Below are 17116 nucleotides of genomic sequence, written 5' to 3' on the forward strand. Positions count from 1 at the left end.
CAACAAATCCCCCGAAGGTTCAATGTTGTCGCTGCCGCTCGACTTGCATGTGTTAGGCCTGCCGCCAGCGTTCAATCTGAGCCATGATCAAACTCTTCAATTTAAGATTTTGTTCGGCTCAATGAATACTGACTTCAAAACTACTAATGTAATTTTAAAGCTATTATCGTTCCAACAGAACGATAATGAATTGACTGTGCCAAGTCTTGCGACTTGATTGGTCACTCAGTTCATTGAAACCTAATTTGATACCAAGGTATCTAATTGGATTATCATCAACGAGTGCCCACACAGATTGATAGGTCTATATTGTTAAAGAGCTTTCCTATTGAGCTTTGCTCAAATCGGACGGCCATTTTAGCGAGTTAAAGTTTAGTGTCAACCACTTTTTTCAAACTTTTTTCAAGCGTTTCCACTTGGCTAATTGGCTTACCAACTCAACTCCGCCTCTTTCGAAGACGTTGCCGTGTCAGCGAGGTGGCATTATAGAGATTGCGATCACATTGGCAAGCCCTTTTTCACGTTTTTTTTGATTTTTTTATCGTTTGAGTGTTTTTTATTCCAAACGGCTAGTTTTTACTACTCTTCTCACCAGATATCACCATTATTAACACTTTGTAAGGAGTAAACATGAGTTCTATTAGAAGTTATAAAGGTATGAGTCCCAGACTGGGTGAGCGCGTATACGTCGACTCAACCTCTGTTTTAGTTGGTGATATACGAGTTGGTGACGACTCGAGTGTTTGGCCCTTAGTTGTTGCACGAGGGGATGTAAACCATATTCACATTGGCAAACGAACTAATATCCAAGATGGCAGTGTTTTACATGTCACACACAAGAACGCCGAAAACCCTAATGGCTACCCACTTATTATAGGCAATGATGTCACCGTTGGGCACAAAGTGATGCTGCATGGTTGTGAGATTCACGATCGTGTACTAGTCGGTATGGGCGCAATTGTGTTAGATGCCGTTGTAATTGAATCAGATGTAATGATTGGTGCTGGCAGTTTAGTACCACCAGGGAAGAGATTAGAAAGCGGCTATCTATATGTAGGCAGTCCGGCAAAACAAGCTCGTCCGCTATCGGAGAAAGAACGAACTTTCTTACAGAAGTCTGCCAATAACTATGTACAAAACAAAAATGACTACTTAAATGAAGTCGAAGACATCATCAACGAGTTAACTAGTCGATGACGATATGGCCTTCTTCATCGAAGGCTTCATCTTTTATTAGCTCTTCTGCCATTTCTTCTATATCAAATCGATAATCGACAAACGCTTCAATTGCAGCTTGCTCGGTTTTAATAACAGAACCCGTTAACTTTTCTAGTTTTGGCTTTGTTATGTAGCACTCAATCAGCGCACCCGCTTGCTGCGCTGCAAAATTAACTGATTGTGATGCTTCGTCCCACAACTGCATGTCTGGGAATAAGATGGATTGATTCATTGTTTACTAACCTTCAAGGTTCTTTCTTAATTCTCTGAGAATTTGTTTTGCGCCGGGACGTAAACCACGCCATAACATAAAACTTTCAGCCGCCTGTCCAACCAACATTCCAAGACCATCGTAAGCATGGGCCGCACCGTGCTCTTTCGCCCATAGATTAAAACTAGTCAAGCCCCTGCCATACATCATGTCGTAGCTAGTACTGTTACTGGAAAAGATAGCAGAAGAGATAGCGGGCAACTCGCCGCTTAAGGAAGCAGAAGTGGAGTTAATAATCACATCGTATCCCTCTTCTATCGTAGCCATCTCTTTGGCTACAATAGTACCGTGTGAGACAAATAGCTCTGCAAGCTCTTGTGCTTTACTAAAGGTACGGTTGGTTATAGTTAAAGAAGCAGGCTTCTGATCAAGAAGTGGTTTAATCACTCCTCGCGCCGCACCACCAGCACCAATGACTAAGATGCGAACCCCTTCTAATACCACCTGATGCTGGAGTAAGTCTTGCACTAAACCCGCACCATCGGTGTTATCACCTATGATTTCACCGTCATCGAGCTTCTTAAGCGTATTTACCGCACCAGCTAACTCTGCTCGCTCGGTAAGACGGCTAGCAAATTGACAAGCGTCTTCTTTAAAAGGTAATGTCACATTACACCCTTTCCCGCCGTCAGCGAAAAAAGCTTTCGCCGCTTCAACAAAGCCATCAACAGGAGCGGTTTCTGCAGTGTACACCAAAGACTGATTGGTTTGACGAGCAAACAAGGTGTGAATGAATGGCGACTTGCTGTGTCCAATCGGATTACCAAACACAGCATAACGATCAATTTGCGGAGTCATTTCCTTACCTTTATTCCTTAGCTATATAGAGAAAAACAGGGCCACCTGATTACAGATGACCCTATCACTATCTATCTATATAGAAAAGGAGATTCAACGCTTACCACTCTCGTGGCGTTAGGTATCGCTCGTAAAGCTCGGCTTCTGGAGAACCAGCTTGTGGCTCGTAGCTGTATTCCCATCGCGCAAGCGGCGGCATTGACATAAGAATCGACTCTGTACGACCACCACTTTGAAGACCAAATAGCGTACCACGGTCATACACTAGGTTGAACTCAACGTAGCGGCCACGACGGTAAAGTTGAAACTCGCGCTCGCGCTCGCCGTATTCGATATTTTTACGACGAGAGACAATAGGTAGGTAAGCTTGGCAATAACCCTCACCCACCGCTTTGATGTAGTCAAAACACCTGTCGAACTCCCATTGGTTTAGATCATCAAAGAACAAACCGCCAATACCACGAGTTTCATTGCGATGAGGTAGGAAGAAGTATTTGTCACACCACGCTTTATGTTCTGCGTAAACGTCGTCACCAAATGGCGCGCAAAGCTGCTTTGCGGTGTCGTGCCATGATTGGCAATCTTCTTCAAATGGGTAGAAAGGAGTTAGGTCAAAGCCACCACCAAACCACCAGATAGGGTCTTCACCATCTTTCTCGGCAATAAAGAAGCGGACGTTGGCGTGAGACGTTGGCACATAGGGGTTTTTAGGGTGAATAACCAGAGAAACGCCCATCGCCTCAAAACGGCGACCAGCTAACTCTGGACGATGCGCCGTCGCAGATGCAGGCATTTTCTTACCTTCCACATGAGAGAAGTTCACTCCCCCCTGTTCAAAGATGTCACCATCACGTAATACGCGGGTGCGACCACCGCCACCAAGGCGCTCTCCTTTTTCACGTTGCCATGCATCTTCGACAAAGACGGCCTTTCCATCTTCTTGTTCTAATTGCTGACAAATGGAATCCTGAAGCGACATCAGGAACTGCTTTACCGCGTGCTTATCGATTGCTGACATACGTGTATTACCTATTGATTGCTGACTAGCAGGGTTAGCCCTGTCTTAATATTTGCGAGGTTTTAGCATCACGAATTTCACTTGGTTTATCACGACCGCAGGTCTCACCACGTAAGATAGCCACCAATCGGTCACCCAATTGCTCTTCAACTTCTTGCGTCGTCATGCAGGGAGGAAAACCGGTAAGATTCGCGCTAGTAGAGGTTAACGGCTTTCCAAATGCATTACACATCTTTTGAACTAAAGGATGATCGGTCACACGTACAGCAATCGAATCAAATTGACCCGAGACCCAACTTGAAACTTTATCACTCGCTGGCATGATCCAAGTGTATGGACCCGGCCACGTTGCGTGTACTTTATCTAACTGTTCTTGAGTCAGTTGCGATTCATCAATGTAAGGCAGAAGCTGCTCATAACTCGCCGCAATAAGGATCAAACCTTTTTCTACCGGACGCTGCTTTAGCTCTAACAATTTCTGAATCGCCTCTGGGCTATCTGGATCACAGCCAACACCAAATACGCCTTCTGTTGGATAGGCAATCACTTCACCTTTTTGTAGTGCTTCGAGCACCTGTTCAAAGTTCTCCACCGATTACTTCCTGATAGTCTTGTCTGTTGTGTTTGCACTAAGTGTACAAATATTCATTCTCAGAGACTAAAGCAATTTGTTTATAAAATGTATCAGGAGCAGTCACAAATGCACGCAAACGTTTGCTTGGGGTAAAAATCCCCGTATAATGCGCACAAATAAATCAGCTCACCTAATTTTGCAGCTTGAAGGAGTTTGAGATGAAAGTCGGTATCATCATGGGTTCTAAATCAGATTGGCCAACCATGAAACTAGCAGCGGAGATGCTGGATCAATTTGGCGTGTCTTACGAAACGAAGGTGGTATCAGCTCACCGTACTCCTCAACTATTGGCTGAATACGCAAGCTGCGCCAAAGAGCGCGGTATTAAGGTCATCATCGCCGGTGCCGGTGGTGCTGCTCACCTACCAGGCATGGCTGCCGCATTTACCAGCGTTCCGGTACTTGGCGTTCCGGTGCAGTCTCGTGCACTGAAAGGCATGGACTCATTGCTTTCTATTGTGCAAATGCCAAAAGGTATTGCAGTCGGCACACTGGCTATCGGTGAAGCAGGCGCAGCAAATGCTGGCATTTTAGCCGCTCAAATCCTTGGTACACATGATGAAGCAATCATGGCAAAAGTCGAGGCGTTCCGTAACGAACAGACGGAAACCGTATTGGCGAATCCAAACCCTGCAGAGGATTAATCAGATGCATGTACTGGTTCTTGGTGCGGGTCAGTTGGCGCGTATGATGTCTCTGGCTGGTGCGCCACTGAATATCCAAATCTCAGCTTACGATGTGGGTAGCGGCAATATTGTTCATCCTCTGACTCAACATGTGCTAGGCCATGGTCTAGAGAACGCGATTAAGCAAGTGGACGTGATCACCGCTGAGTTCGAGCACATTCCACATGATGTGCTCGATATGTGCGAAGCGAGTGGTAAGTTCCTTCCAAGTACACAAGCGATCAAGGCGGGTGGTGATCGTCGTATTGAAAAGGCATTGCTTGATGACGCTGGCGTGCGTAACGCGAAGTACTATGTGATAGAAACTCGCGAAGACTTCGACCGCGCAATTGAACACGTTGGCATGCCTATGGTACTGAAAAGTGCGCTAGGTGGTTACGATGGTAAAGGCCAGTGGCGCTTAAAAGAAGCCTCTCAAGTCGACGCAATTTGGGCAGAAATGGCCGAGTGCATCGCAACAACGCCTACTCAGGCTATTGTCGCTGAAGAGTTTGTCCCTTTTAACCGTGAAGTCTCATTAATCGGTGCACGCAGCAAAGATGGCAGTGTTGAAGTTTACCCACTTGCAGAAAACGTCCACACCAATGGTGTGCTGAGCCTATCGACTGCGATTGATGCGCCTGAACTGCAAGAACAAGCGAAGCAAATGTTCACGGCAGTCGCCAACAGCCTTAACTATGTTGGTGTATTAGCCTTGGAGTTCTTCGATGTTGATGGCACTTTGCTCGTCAATGAGATCGCGCCGCGCGTGCACAACTCTGGTCACTGGACCCAACAAGGCGCTGAAACCTGTCAGTTTGAAAACCACTTACGCGCAGTGTGCGGCATCCCTTTAGGCAGTACTAAGTTGGTTCGTGAAACCTCGATGATTAACATCCTAGGTGAAGATACCTTGCCAGAAGCATTATTTGCGATAGATGGTTGCCATATTCATTGGTACGGCAAAGAGAAGCGTGTCGGTCGTAAGATGGGCCACATCAACGTTTGCGGTGATTACACCGGTGAGCTCAACCGTAAGCTGTGTGCATTGGCAGACGTTCTTGATGAGCAAACCTTCCCTGCCGTGCATGAGTTTGCAAAGCAGTGGCAAGTGTAAAATCCATCTGAATAAATAGTAAAAGGGTCGTCATGTGCGACCCTTTTTAATTTGTACTTAACCTTACTGTGATGGGGTGTGCTGACATTTACGGCTCGCGCATTGCAACTTCACACCGCTGGCGAGCTTCTTTTCTACCAATAAGGTGAAGCCGCAAGCTTCACAGCGCCCTTTTACTGGTGGTAGATTCACCGCAAACTTGCACTTGGGGTAGTTATCGCACGCATAGAAGGTTTTACCAAAACGCGTTTTACGTTCGACCAAGTGCCCTTTTCCACATTCTGGGCAAGCATGTTGCTCTTTCGATTGCTGTTCCGATTCAGGCTGATTGATCGATTCAATATGATGACAAGCAGGGTAATGACTGCAACCAACGAACATGCCGTAGCGTCCTTGACGCAACACCAATTCATTGCCGCACTCAGGGCAAGGCACACCCAGCTCTTTAACGATGTGACCATCATTGTTGTGCAGCGGCTTAATATAATCGCAACTTGGGTATTGGCTACAACCTAAGAAAGGGCCATGTTTGCCGTGCTTAAGCGTGACTTCCCCGCCGCATTTTGGGCAAAGTTCGCGCTCGAGTGCATGCTCATGGGCCGAGAAAAGGTTGTGATCGATTTTACTACTCATAGTCACCACTAGATACTTAGTGCAAAATACCTTGTTCCTTGGTGTACAGCAGCTCTTCCATCAGCGTGTAGGCATTTTCGTTGCCCGGAACATTAAACAGCACCATCAGAATGATCCATTTAAGGTCCTCAAGCTCAAACTCATTGGTTTCTAGCCCCATCACACGGTCGATAACCATCTCTCGCGTTTCTGTGGTTAGGACGTTAATTTGCTCTAGGAACAACAAGAAACCACGACTTTCAATATCCAAACGCTGCATCTCTGACGATGTATAGATACGTGTCGATGCCGATGCAATGCTGGTTGAAATCGCCGAATGTGCATCGCTTTGTTGCAACGCGGCCAGCTCTTCTAACCAGACAAGGGCTTTGTAGATGTCTTTTTGCTGGAAGCCCGCACGAAGCAGCTCATCTTCCAACTCGTCTTGATCGACCTGTAAATCTGCATCGCTATGGATGTAGGTTTCGAATAGATACATAAGTATATCCATCATCATAGCTAGCCCCTCCCCTTTCGAATATAGCCACCGGATACTGCAACAACATGCCCTGAAAGCTCAAGCTCTAAGAGCTGCATCATGACTTCTTGGACAGGTATATTGGTCATGTTTGCAAGAATGTCAACTGGTGTAGCCTTATTTCCTACGTTAGCGAACAGCTGAGGAAATGGCAATTCTTCTTCATCAATTGCAACAGAAAATAAATCCATACTCTGATTAATAGACCAATCGAGCAATGACTGTATTTCATTTAACACATCTTGAGTATTTTGTACGAGGCAAGCTCCGTTACGAATCAATTGATTGCCGCCACTGGCATTCGGCGTACTAATCGAAGCCGGCAGAGCGAAAACTTCTCGCCCTTGTTCAAGAGCATAACGCGCAGTAATCAGAGAACCACTCTTTTCTGCCGCTTCTACGACTAAAACACCGAGCGACAAACCACTAATAATCCGATTACGACGCGGAAAGTTCTCTGCGCGCGGTTTGGCATCAGGGCGAAACTCCGAGACTAATGCGCCGTTTTCCATCACTCGCTGCGCTAACCCTCGATGCCTTGCTGGATACACTTGATCTAATCCAGATCCCAACACCGCAACAGTTTTACCGCCTGCGTGGAGAGCACCATCATGAGCATGTCCGTCAATACCCAAAGCCAAGCCACTGGTCACAATCAGATCATGCTGTACGAGTTCTGAAGCAAAGCTGCGAGCATGTTGCAAACCATCCACACTAGCATTGCGACTGCCAACCATGGCGATTTGCGGTTGAGACAAAAAACTCGGCTCTCCTTTTACAAATAACAAAGGAGGTGGCGCGACCGTTTGTTTAAGAAGTGGCGGATAAAGCGGATTCGCCAAGGTGAGAATAGAGTGATGGGAAGATAATGCTAACCAAGTTAAACAAGCCTCGACTTCTTTATCGACCTTAGACCATGCTTGTAACTGTTTCGTCGTAAACCCAAGGCTGAGAAGCTGCTCAGTCGAGTACTGGACAATGTTATTCGGCGTGTCTTTGCTCAGCAGCTTATTCATCTTAACCCCACCAATGCCTGGTAAGCAGCTTAGTTTTAACCAGGCAGCGAGGTCGGTATCATTGTGTGATTTCATTGGTGGTCGATTCCTCTGCCAGAGGAGAAACCACAGAGACCTCTTTATTGATAGGTTTAGTGCTATTGGTGATCAAAGCAAGACTGAAATACTCATACGGGCGGATCACTAACAACTCCCCGACCTTGCTTTGTGGCAAGGTTATTTTCGTATCAAGCACACCATTATCTTTGGCAAAGTCATCACCATATTTGAATACTGGGTGTGCGTCTTCTTTCAAATCAAACACACTACCTTGGCGAAGCGCATCCGATGTGCCTTTATCTATCACCACAACTTGGTTGGTCGAGCTATAACGAATGCCTTCAATATTCCCCAATAATTTTGCAGAAGAGCCTTGTGGTGATGGCAACGGAGAGAATGTCGCGGTGAAATCACCGTTATCAAGAACTTGAACTGGCAAAGCAATGTCGTTACGGACAATCTCTTGCAGTTGTGTGGTGATTTTCAAACCAGAAAACTGACTTGATGCTTCAACAAGTTCTCCTTTAGCAATCAAACGCAGCGCCGTGATTTGTTGTGATACATCATCACGTGAAAAGGTCCCCACAGGCCGATAGATTGCCCATCCAGTCGAAGTTTGCTCGCCACTGATGTACAGTGTGTCTTCTGTAGTCAGAAATTTATTGCCTTTGCTACTGCCCATCACTTTCGCGGCATTATCTAGTGTCTCATCATCGACTAAACGATCAGATTTCATATATGGCACCACCAACCCTTCCGCAACGCTCGGTACCGCTTTCTTCTCGGTGATACGCGCTTTTGGACTGAGCTTTTTGACTGGCTTTAAGCTTAAAACTGGCTGACCGTTAATCCACACCAGTGATAACTTATCGCCTGGGTAAATCAGATGTGGGTTATCAATTTCTGGGTTTACCTGCCATAGACGAGGCCACAGCCAAGGGCTATCCAGATACATCGCCGAAATATCCCAAAGCGTGTCACCTTTGACCACAACGTAAGTTTTGGGTGCATCATCTTTAACGGTAAGTGGTTGGGAGTCCGTGTTTGCTACGGCACTGAAAGAGAAAAGTAACGGCAACGTATTACGAGAAACGTTGCGGAAAATTCGATTCATGACCCTCGTCCTTGGCCTGTTAGACAGTTACCAGAATGGAAATTGGTATCAGGATGCTGTCATTTAGGTCATAAAATGTCTAGAATTGAGCCAACAAGGTTTGTGCTGTTACGGCACAGTTCAATATTTCGAGTGAATATGTCTGTATTACAAGTATTAACATTCCCAGATGATCGCCTGCGTACCGTTGCAAAGCCTGTAGAAGCGGTGACACCTGAGATTCAAAAAATTGTCGATGACATGATTGAAACCATGTACGACGAAGAAGGTATTGGTCTGGCTGCAACGCAGGTTGATATCCACCAACGTATCGTAGTGATTGATATTTCAGAAACTCGCGATGAGCCAATGGTGCTTATCAACCCAGAGATTCTGGAAAAGCGTGGCGAAGATGGCATCGAAGAAGGCTGTCTATCGGTACCAGGTGCTCGTGCACTTGTACCTCGCGCTGCTGAAGTGTCGGTTAAAGCCCTAGATCGCGATGGCAAAGAATACACCTTTGAAGCCGACGATCTGCTAGCAATTTGTGTTCAACACGAACTAGACCATCTCATGGGCAAACTGTTCGTTGATTACCTATCGCCACTGAAGCGTAAGCGTATCCAAGACAAGTTAGCAAAAATCAAACGCTTTAACGAGAAACAGCAAAGCGCGTAATCTCGATACAATTTAATTAGAAGGAAGCCTACCTTGAGTCAGTCTTTACGTATTGTCTTTGCAGGTACTCCGGATTTCGCCGCCCGTCACTTGGCGGCGTTGTTGTCTTCGGAGCACGAAGTAATTGCGGTTTACACTCAACCAGACCGCCCGGCAGGTCGTGGTAAGAAGCTTACTGCTAGCCCAGTAAAAACCATCGCGCTTGAGCACGACATTCCGGTTTACCAACCAGAAAACTTCAAATCAGACGAAGCCAAGCAAGAGCTTGCCGATCTGAACGCCGACATCATGGTGGTCGTGGCTTACGGTCTATTACTTCCGCAAGCCGTGCTAGACACACCTAAGCTAGGTTGTATCAACGTTCACGGTTCAATTCTTCCTCGCTGGCGCGGCGCGGCACCTATCCAGCGCTCTATTTGGTCCGGTGACGCTGAAACTGGCGTCACCATTATGCAAATGGACATCGGTCTAGATACTGGCGACATGCTAAAAATCGCAACACTGCCGATTGAAGCAACCGACACCAGCGCGTCAATGTACGAGAAGCTCGCAGGCTTAGGTCCTGATGCTTTGATTGACTGCCTATTAGACATCGCAGCAGGCAAAGCAGAACCAGTGAAGCAAGAGGATGAGCTAGCAAACTACGCGAAGAAGCTAAGCAAAGAAGAAGCGCGCATCGATTGGAATAACGACGCCGCGCACATCGAACGTTGCGTTCGCGCATTCAACCCATGGCCAATGAGCCACTTTGAAACGGCTGAAAACAGCATCAAAGTATGGCAAAGCCGTGTTGCTGAACAAATCAGTAACAAGCCTGCTGGCACCATTGTGCAGGCAGATAAAACTGGTATTTATGTTGCGACTGGCAACGGCGTACTGGTATTAGAACAATTGCAAGTTCCAGGTAAAAAAGCCATGTCAGTTCAAGATATTCTGAACTCACGTGCATCTTGGTTTGAAGTTGGCACTCAATTGGTTTAAAACCAAACAATAGTGTCAAAGACCAATAATACGAACTTTTAGAGGGCAGAGATGCCCTCCTTTACTTTAAGGTACTCATCATGAATGTTCGCGCTGCGGCTGCCAACGTCTTGTATCTTGTCGTCGACAAGGGTCACTCACTTTCAAGCGCTCTTCCAGCGGCTCAACAAAACGTACGACCTCGTGATCACGCTCTGCTGCAAGAGATCTGTTACGGCGCTCTACGTTACCTCCCTCGCCTAGAAATCATTGCTAACCAACTGATGGACAAGCCACTCAAAGGCAAGCAACGCGTATTCCACCACTTGATTCTGGTTGGTATTTACCAACTGAGTTTTATGCGTATTCCTGCGCACGCGGCTGTAGGTGAAACGGTTGAAGGTACGAAAGAGCTGAAAGGCCCTCGTCTACGTGGTCTGATCAACGCGGTATTGCGTAACTACCAACGCAACCAAGAAGAATTAGACCAAATGGCAGTCAGCAATAATGCGGGCAAATATGGCCACCCAAGCTGGCTGCTAAAATTGCTGCAAGACGCTTACCCTGAGCAATGGGAAAGCATTGTTGAAGCCAACAACCAGAAAGCGCCAATGTGGCTACGAGTCAACCACCAGCACCATACCCGTGATGAGTATCAAGCGCTGCTCAATAATGAAAACATTGATAACACGCCACACACACAAGCAATGGACGCCCTAAAATTGGCGGCGCCATGCGATGTGATGAAACTACCAGGCTTTGAAAAAGGTTGGGTATCGGTGCAAGATGCGGCGGCGCAGCTGTCGATTAATTATCTTGAGCCAAAAGATGGCGAGCTAATCCTAGACTGCTGTGCAGCACCTGGTGGTAAGACGGCGCACATTCTTGAACGTACGTCCGGCAGTGAAGTCGTTGCCATTGACTGCGATGACACTCGCCTTAAACGTGTGCACGAAAACCTGAAGCGTCTCAACCTTCAGGCAAAAGTGGTTTGCGGCGATGCGCGTCATCCTCAAGAATGGTGGCAAGGCGAACAATTTGATCGCATATTGCTGGATGCACCGTGTTCTGCGACGGGCGTCATTCGTCGTCACCCAGACATCAAATGGCTACGTCGTGCTGATGATATTACCGCCCTTGCTGAGCTACAAAGCGAAATTTTTGACGCTATGTGGGCACAATTAAAACCTGGCGGCACCATGGTTTACGCGACTTGCTCAATCACACCACAAGAAAACGTGGAACAAGTAAAAGCGTTCTTGGTACGTACTGCGGATGCGCAATTGGTGGACTCCGATCCAAAACAACCTGGTCGTCAGATTCTGCCAGGCGAAGAAGATATGGATGGTTTCTACTACGCAGTGCTAACAAAAAAACACGCATAACAGCATGCTAAATAGGGCGATTGAAATGAATTCAATCGCCTTTTTCAGATAACGAGTAAAGAGTATGAAAATCATTATTCTTGGTGCTGGTCAGGTTGGCGGCACGCTGGCGGAAAACCTAGTTGGTGAAAACAACGACATCACCATCGTCGACAAAAATGGCGACCGACTGCGTGAGTTACAAGACAAATACGACCTACGTGTTGTCAATGGTCACGCAAGCCACCCAGACGTTCTGCATGAAGCGGGTGCGCAAGACGCCGACATGCTCGTCGCAGTAACCAACACCGATGAGACCAACATGGCCGCCTGTCAGGTTGCGTTCACTCTATTCAATACACCAAACCGCGTTGCGCGTATTCGCTCTCCAGAGTATTTGGCAGAAAAAGAAGCCCTGTTTAAATCAGGTGCCATTCCTGTTGATCACCTTATCGCACCAGAAGAGTTGGTAACCAGCTACATCGAGCGTCTTATCCAATACCCAGGCGCCCTGCAAGTAGTGAGCTTTGCCGAACAAAAAGTCAGCTTAGTTGCGGTAAAAGCCTACTATGGCGGCCCATTGGTTGGTAACGCACTGTCTGCTCTGCGTGAGCACATGCCGCACATTGATACCCGTGTTGCGGCGATTTTCCGTCAAGGCCGCCCAATTCGCCCGCAAGGCACCACCATTATTGAAGCCGATGATGAAGTGTTCTTCGTTGCGGCAAGTAACCACATTCGGTCGGTAATGAGTGAGCTTCAGCGCCTTGAAAAGCCTTACCGTCGTATCATGATTGTTGGTGGTGGTAACATTGGTGCCAGCTTAGCGAAGCGCTTAGAGCAAACTTACAGTGTAAAGCTGATTGAGCGTAACTATCAACGTGCAGAGCAACTGTCTGAGCAGCTTGAGAACACCATCGTCTTCTGTGGTGATGCGGCTGACCAAGAGTTGCTGACCGAAGAAAACATCGATCAAGTTGACGTATTCATCGCACTGACTAACGAAGATGAAACCAACATCATGTCTGCAATGTTGGCAAAACGCATGGGCGCGAAAAAGGTCATGGTACTGATCCAACGTGGCGCTTATGTCGACCTCGTACAAGGTGGCGTGATTGATGTGGCAATCTCACCACAGCAAGCGACAATTTCCGCTCTACTGACGCACGTTCGTCGTGCTGACATCGTGAATGTTTCTTCTCTGCGTCGTGGCGCAGCAGAAGCTATCGAAGCCATTGCGCATGGTGACGAAACCACATCCAAAGTGGTTGGCCGCGCGATTGGCGATATCAAACTCCCACCAGGAACCACCATTGGTGCCATTGTTCGTGGCGAAGAAGTGCTTATCGCACACGACCGTACTGTTATAGAACAAGATGACCACGTTGTGATGTTCCTAGTCGACAAAAAGTACGTACCAGACGTCGAAGCGCTGTTCCAGCCGAGTCCATTCTTCCTTTAGGCCTTTCCTATGGTCAATTTACGTCCCGTACTGTTTGTTATCGGGCTAGTTTTATCCAAACTGGCCCTTTTTATGTACGTACCGACGATTGTCGCATTCGTCACTGGCACAGGTGGATTCCTTGATTTCGCTCAAGCGGTGGTGATCACCCACCTTGCCGCATTTATCTGCTTAACAATTGGTCGAACCGCAAATTTCAAACTCAGCGTACGCGATATGTTCCTTATCACGAGTTTGGTATGGACCATCGCCAGTGCCTTCGCCGCGCTGCCGTTTATTTTCATCAACCATATCAGCTTTACCGACGCCTACTTCGAAACCATGTCAGGTCTAACGACCACGGGATCCACCGTACTGAGTGGTTTGGATGACATAGCACCAAGCATCTTGCTATGGCGTTCGATCTTGCAATGGCTGGGGGGCATTGGCTTTATCGTGATGGCGGTAGCAATTCTACCGATGCTAAACGTGGGTGGTATGAAGCTATTCCAAACCGAATCCTCCGATTGGCCAGACAAAAGTAGCCCAAGAGCCAAAACCGTCGCCAAGAACATTGTATTGGTGTACTTAATGCTGACTGGGCTGTGCATCATCGGTTACTTACTAACAGGCATGAATCTGTTTGAAGCGATCAACCATGCTTTCACCACCTTATCAACAGGGGGGTACTCCACCTCGGATAGCTCAATGAACTGCTTCTCCCATGGCGCACATTGGGTAGCGACGGTATTCATGTTCTTGGGCGGTTTGCCTTTCTTACTGTTTGTCGCGGCTTTGCGCAAACGCAGCCTCGATGCTTTGCTAAAAGACGCACAAGTGCGTGGGTTTGGTTATCTATTTTTATTCTCAAGTTTAACCGTAGCCGCTTGGTTGGTCATACATAACGGCTACACTGTTCTTGACGCACTGCGCGTCTCGATGTTCAACGTTGTCTCTGTGGTTACCACTACCGGTTTTGGTCTCGACGACTTTACCGCTTGGGGAGCATTACCTGCGACGCTATTTGCTTTCCTATTAATGGCAGGGGCATGTTCCGGCTCTACCTCTGGCGGCATAAAAATCTTCCGTTTCCAAATCGCGATGACACTGCTCAACAAGCAGATCATGAAGCTGATTCACCCCTCTGGAATATTCGTTCAACGCTATAACCAGCGCTCTGTGAATGACGATATCGTACGCTCTGTGATGGCATTTGGGTTAATGTTCTTTATCATCATCATCGCTATCGCTGGTAGTTTAAGTGCGCTTGGTCTTGATCCTGTAACCAGTATCTCGGGGGCCATCACGGCTGTCGCAAACGTTGGACCAGGTATGGGCACTAGGATTGGCCCGACAGGCAACTTCGCCTCACTGCCAGACACCGCAAAATGGCTGTTGAGCTTTGGTATGTTGATGGGTCGCCTGGAAATTCTGACGATTCTTGTTCTGTTCTTCCCTGCGTTCTGGCGCCGTTAAACCGACTCAGTTAAAAAGGTATCACAATGAAACTATGGATAACTCTAGCCACCCTACTGGCCGCTTCTTCAGTCTACGCGGAAGAAGTAGTGAAACTGGCGGATGGTCGCGAAGTGAAACTAAACGATGATTTCACCTGGGAATACGTTATTAAAAAAGCGACACCAAAAGCTACAGAAACGACATTGGAGAAAGTCGAAGCGGTTGCAGCACCAGCAATTGCGGCCATTCCTGTGATAAACAAAAAAGTAGGTACGACAGTGGTCGTTAATGCTAAGAAACCAACCATGCAGCTATCGGATTCTGGCGTAGATATCTTGATTGGGTCAGCCAGCTATGAAGATGGTGAATTGGCTTTAACAACCTCTATCACCAACCAAAGCTCACAATCGGTGATTCAGGTTGAAGTGGAAGTACAGGTATTCGATATGTCTGGCAAACCGTTAGCAAAAGAGAATGTCACCGTTTGGCAATCTATCAAACGCATGGCAGACACTTACTTACGTCCACAGCAAGCAGAGCAAGGTAAAGCTATCAAACTGGCAGTGCCACAATCTCAGCAATACCAATTCTCTGCAGAAATCTTAGAAGTGAAAACTCGCTAATACGATAGCGCGCACTTTGTCGAGTTTATTTCTATCAATTAGATAGGCTCGACAAAGTAGTAAATCGCGAAGAAGTGACACACACAGCCAGCCAATACAAAACCATGCCAAATCGCATGGTTAAATGGAACCCGTTTAGCAACGTAGAAAATCACCCCTATCGAATACACCAACCCACCCGCAGCCAATAGCGTCAAGCCGCCGATATCTAAATTTATCGCGAGCTGATAAATCACAATCAGCGACAGCCACCCCATCACCAGATACGTCATCAATGACAACTTCTTAAACCGGTACACAAACGCGATTTTCATTATAATGCCAGCCAGTGCAATGGACCAAATCACGATCATTAATCCTATCGCCAATGGTGTGCGCAAACTCACTAGCAAAAATGGCGTGTAGCTACCTGCAATTAAAAGATAGATAGCACAGTGGTCGAAGGTTTTTAGCCAACGCTTGGCTTTTGGATAGGAGATTGCGTGGTAGAGCGTGGATGCCAGAAACAGCACAATCATGCTCGAGCCATAGATCGCCATGCTGGTAATGGTCAGAGTGTCCGCTTGGTGATCAACCGCTTTAATCAAGAGCAGTACTAGACCAACAATGCCAAAGATCATCCCAATTCCATGGGTAATGGCATTAGCGAATTCTTCGCCCTGACTGTATTGTGCTTTCTGTTGTGAGGACATCAATGCGCCTATACTAGAGTGTTTGAATATTCGCTCTAGTATGGCATATTAGGCTTACACGCGTAAGCTTAAATTAAGCTTCACGAGCAGCAGTAGTTTGTTCAAGGTAATTAAGCACCAGTGAACCCACTTCTTCCAGTTTAGTATTCACCGGAATGCTCAGCTCACGCTTGAGTTTACCGCTTCCTAGTAAGCTCGCCAGCATCCCACCAGCACCAGTGCGGGTACGGTCAAGTTCAAACCATAAGTGAAGGTTTTGTTCATCACGATGAGCAACAAACTCTAGCTCACGCCATACACCATGGTATGGGCCGTCAATTGGCACCATTTCAAACTCTTGTACAAATGGTAGACCGAAGCCTTTCACTTCTTCACACTCCACTTGGCGAATGCGTAAGCCTTGCGCTTCAAAAGCAGACAAAATGGCATCCATCAGCGGGTCGGGTCTAACGGTGAGAATATCTTTGTCGGTTGGGTCGAGCGCCATGGCAATATCTAAGCCCGTCTCTAGCCAAACTTTCGCATCACCGATGGTAACAGGCGTGTTCCACGGCACATCAAGTTTGGCCTTAAAGATGCGGTCTTCGCCAGGGTGGATACTAAATGCGTATGGGAGGTTCCACTTCGCCAGTACGTGCGTTTGTGGTACGCGACGCATGCTGTGACCTTCACGCGCACCTCGATCGTTTGGCGCTTCAGCGATATAACGACAGCAAAGCTTAAGATCGATGTTATCGATCACTTGTTCCGTTGCTCCGCCGTAGACATGGATAGAGACATCCACACTCTGACCAGGATAGAGCACATCCTGGTTCAGAACCGAATCCACGTTGGCACTGCCTATGCCAAAACTCGCAAGTGTCTTCTTAAAAAATGACATA

General features: G+C 47.2%; 20 protein-coding genes. 10 read left to right on the forward strand and 10 right to left on the reverse strand.

Annotated elements, in window-relative coordinates; translation table 11 throughout:
* Together AK966_RS20015 and AK966_RS17195 are read left to right on the forward strand one after the other, a co-directional pair.
* A partial coding sequence (locus tag AK966_RS20015; protein WP_220473359.1) for a hypothetical protein occupies nucleotides 1-217 on the forward strand: 217 nt, incomplete at its 5' end.
* 413 nt (nucleotides 218-630) lie between these two features.
* Nucleotides 631-1197, forward strand: a complete 567-nt coding sequence (locus AK966_RS17195; RefSeq protein ID WP_099080449.1) for a gamma carbonic anhydrase family protein — start codon at nucleotides 631-633, stop codon at nucleotides 1195-1197.
* Here AK966_RS17195 and AK966_RS17200 read toward each other — a convergent pair.
* The 4 genes from AK966_RS17200 to AK966_RS17215 form a co-directional block, all read right to left on the reverse strand.
* Entirely contained in the window at nucleotides 1187-1450 is a 264-nt protein-coding gene (locus AK966_RS17200) for a DUF1488 domain-containing protein (RefSeq protein ID WP_099080450.1), read from the reverse strand. The genes AK966_RS17195 and AK966_RS17200 overlap by 11 nt on opposite strands.
* Nucleotides 1451-1456: 6 nt before the next feature.
* Entirely contained in the window at nucleotides 1457-2287 is an 831-nt protein-coding gene (aroE, locus tag AK966_RS17205; protein ID WP_099080451.1) for a shikimate dehydrogenase, read from the reverse strand.
* A gap of 100 nt (nucleotides 2288-2387) precedes the next feature.
* Nucleotides 2388-3305, reverse strand: a complete 918-nt coding sequence (gene hemF / locus AK966_RS17210) for an oxygen-dependent coproporphyrinogen oxidase (protein WP_119464591.1) — start codon at nucleotides 3303-3305, stop codon at nucleotides 2388-2390.
* Between the two features lie 34 nt (nucleotides 3306-3339).
* Nucleotides 3340-3897: an L-threonylcarbamoyladenylate synthase gene (locus tag AK966_RS17215; RefSeq protein WP_119464592.1), complete on the reverse strand. Its 558-nt coding sequence runs from the start codon at nucleotides 3895-3897 to the stop codon at nucleotides 3340-3342.
* 200 nt (nucleotides 3898-4097) lie between these two features.
* Between AK966_RS17215 and purE the strand changes: the two genes are divergently transcribed.
* Together purE and AK966_RS17225 are read left to right on the forward strand one after the other, a co-directional pair.
* Complete coding sequence (gene purE, locus AK966_RS17220) at nucleotides 4098-4583, forward strand: 5-(carboxyamino)imidazole ribonucleotide mutase (protein WP_119464593.1); 486 nt, start codon at nucleotides 4098-4100, stop codon at nucleotides 4581-4583.
* 4 nt (nucleotides 4584-4587) lie between these two features.
* On the forward strand, nucleotides 4588-5721 hold the full coding sequence (locus tag AK966_RS17225; protein WP_119464594.1) for a 5-(carboxyamino)imidazole ribonucleotide synthase: 1134 nt from the start codon (nucleotides 4588-4590) through the stop codon (nucleotides 5719-5721).
* 63 nt (nucleotides 5722-5784) lie between these two features.
* On the opposite strand, the gene AK966_RS17230 is transcribed toward AK966_RS17225, so the two are convergent.
* From AK966_RS17230 to AK966_RS17245, 4 genes are read right to left on the reverse strand one after another with little or no spacing between them, the layout of a single operon-like run.
* Nucleotides 5785-6354 (reverse strand): type I DNA topoisomerase, encoded by a 570-nt coding sequence (locus AK966_RS17230; RefSeq protein ID WP_099080456.1) that lies wholly within the window; start codon nucleotides 6352-6354, stop codon nucleotides 5785-5787.
* A 16-nt stretch (nucleotides 6355-6370) separates the two neighbouring features.
* Nucleotides 6371-6850, reverse strand: a complete 480-nt coding sequence (locus AK966_RS17235; protein ID WP_099080457.1) for a DUF494 family protein — start codon at nucleotides 6848-6850, stop codon at nucleotides 6371-6373.
* Between the two features lie 2 nt (nucleotides 6851-6852).
* On the reverse strand, nucleotides 6853-7962 hold the full coding sequence (gene dprA, locus AK966_RS17240; protein WP_119464595.1) for a DNA-processing protein DprA: 1110 nt from the start codon (nucleotides 7960-7962) through the stop codon (nucleotides 6853-6855).
* A complete protein-coding gene (locus tag AK966_RS17245; RefSeq protein WP_119464596.1) occupies nucleotides 7946-9040 on the reverse strand; it encodes a LysM peptidoglycan-binding domain-containing protein in 1095 nt (364 codons plus the stop codon). The genes dprA and AK966_RS17245 overlap by 17 nt, the downstream gene beginning before the upstream one ends.
* 138 nt (nucleotides 9041-9178) lie before the next feature.
* On the opposite strand from AK966_RS17245, the gene def reads away from it, so the two are divergent.
* From def to AK966_RS17275, 6 genes are all read left to right on the forward strand, one after another.
* The gene (gene def, locus AK966_RS17250; protein ID WP_216360618.1) at nucleotides 9179-9697 is read left to right on the forward strand and encodes a peptide deformylase; all 519 of its coding nucleotides are present in this window, start codon (nucleotides 9179-9181) and stop codon (nucleotides 9695-9697) included.
* A gap of 33 nt (nucleotides 9698-9730) precedes the next feature.
* On the forward strand, nucleotides 9731-10678 hold the full coding sequence (gene fmt, locus AK966_RS17255) for a methionyl-tRNA formyltransferase (protein ID WP_099080461.1): 948 nt from the start codon (nucleotides 9731-9733) through the stop codon (nucleotides 10676-10678).
* Between the two features lie 80 nt (nucleotides 10679-10758).
* Nucleotides 10759-12042: a 16S rRNA (cytosine(967)-C(5))-methyltransferase RsmB gene (gene rsmB, locus AK966_RS17260; protein ID WP_099080462.1), complete on the forward strand. Its 1284-nt coding sequence runs from the start codon at nucleotides 10759-10761 to the stop codon at nucleotides 12040-12042.
* Nucleotides 12043-12106: 64 nt separating this feature from the next.
* On the forward strand, nucleotides 12107-13483 hold the full coding sequence (gene trkA / locus AK966_RS17265; RefSeq protein ID WP_099080463.1) for a Trk system potassium transporter TrkA: 1377 nt from the start codon (nucleotides 12107-12109) through the stop codon (nucleotides 13481-13483).
* Nucleotides 13484-13492: 9 nt separating this feature from the next.
* Nucleotides 13493-14938: a TrkH family potassium uptake protein gene (locus AK966_RS17270; protein ID WP_119464597.1), complete on the forward strand. Its 1446-nt coding sequence runs from the start codon at nucleotides 13493-13495 to the stop codon at nucleotides 14936-14938.
* A gap of 26 nt (nucleotides 14939-14964) precedes the next feature.
* Nucleotides 14965-15543, forward strand: a complete 579-nt coding sequence (locus AK966_RS17275) for a DUF3157 family protein (RefSeq protein WP_119464598.1) — start codon at nucleotides 14965-14967, stop codon at nucleotides 15541-15543.
* 38 nt (nucleotides 15544-15581) lie between these two features.
* Here AK966_RS17275 and trhA read toward each other — a convergent pair whose 3' ends face one another.
* Together trhA and AK966_RS17285 are read right to left on the reverse strand one after the other, a co-directional pair.
* Complete coding sequence (trhA, locus tag AK966_RS17280; protein WP_172438170.1) at nucleotides 15582-16235, reverse strand: PAQR family membrane homeostasis protein TrhA; 654 nt, start codon at nucleotides 16233-16235, stop codon at nucleotides 15582-15584.
* 73 nt (nucleotides 16236-16308) lie between these two features.
* Nucleotides 16309-17115 carry a sporulation protein gene (locus AK966_RS17285; protein ID WP_172438171.1) on the reverse strand — a complete coding sequence of 269 codons (807 nt, stop codon included), beginning with the start codon at nucleotides 17113-17115 and terminating at the stop codon, nucleotides 16309-16311.
* Nucleotide 17116 lies beyond the last annotated feature (1 nt).

The sequence above is a fragment of the Vibrio sp. PID23_8 genome (assembly GCF_003584965.1).
Lineage (GTDB): Bacteria > Pseudomonadota > Gammaproteobacteria > Enterobacterales > Vibrionaceae > Vibrio.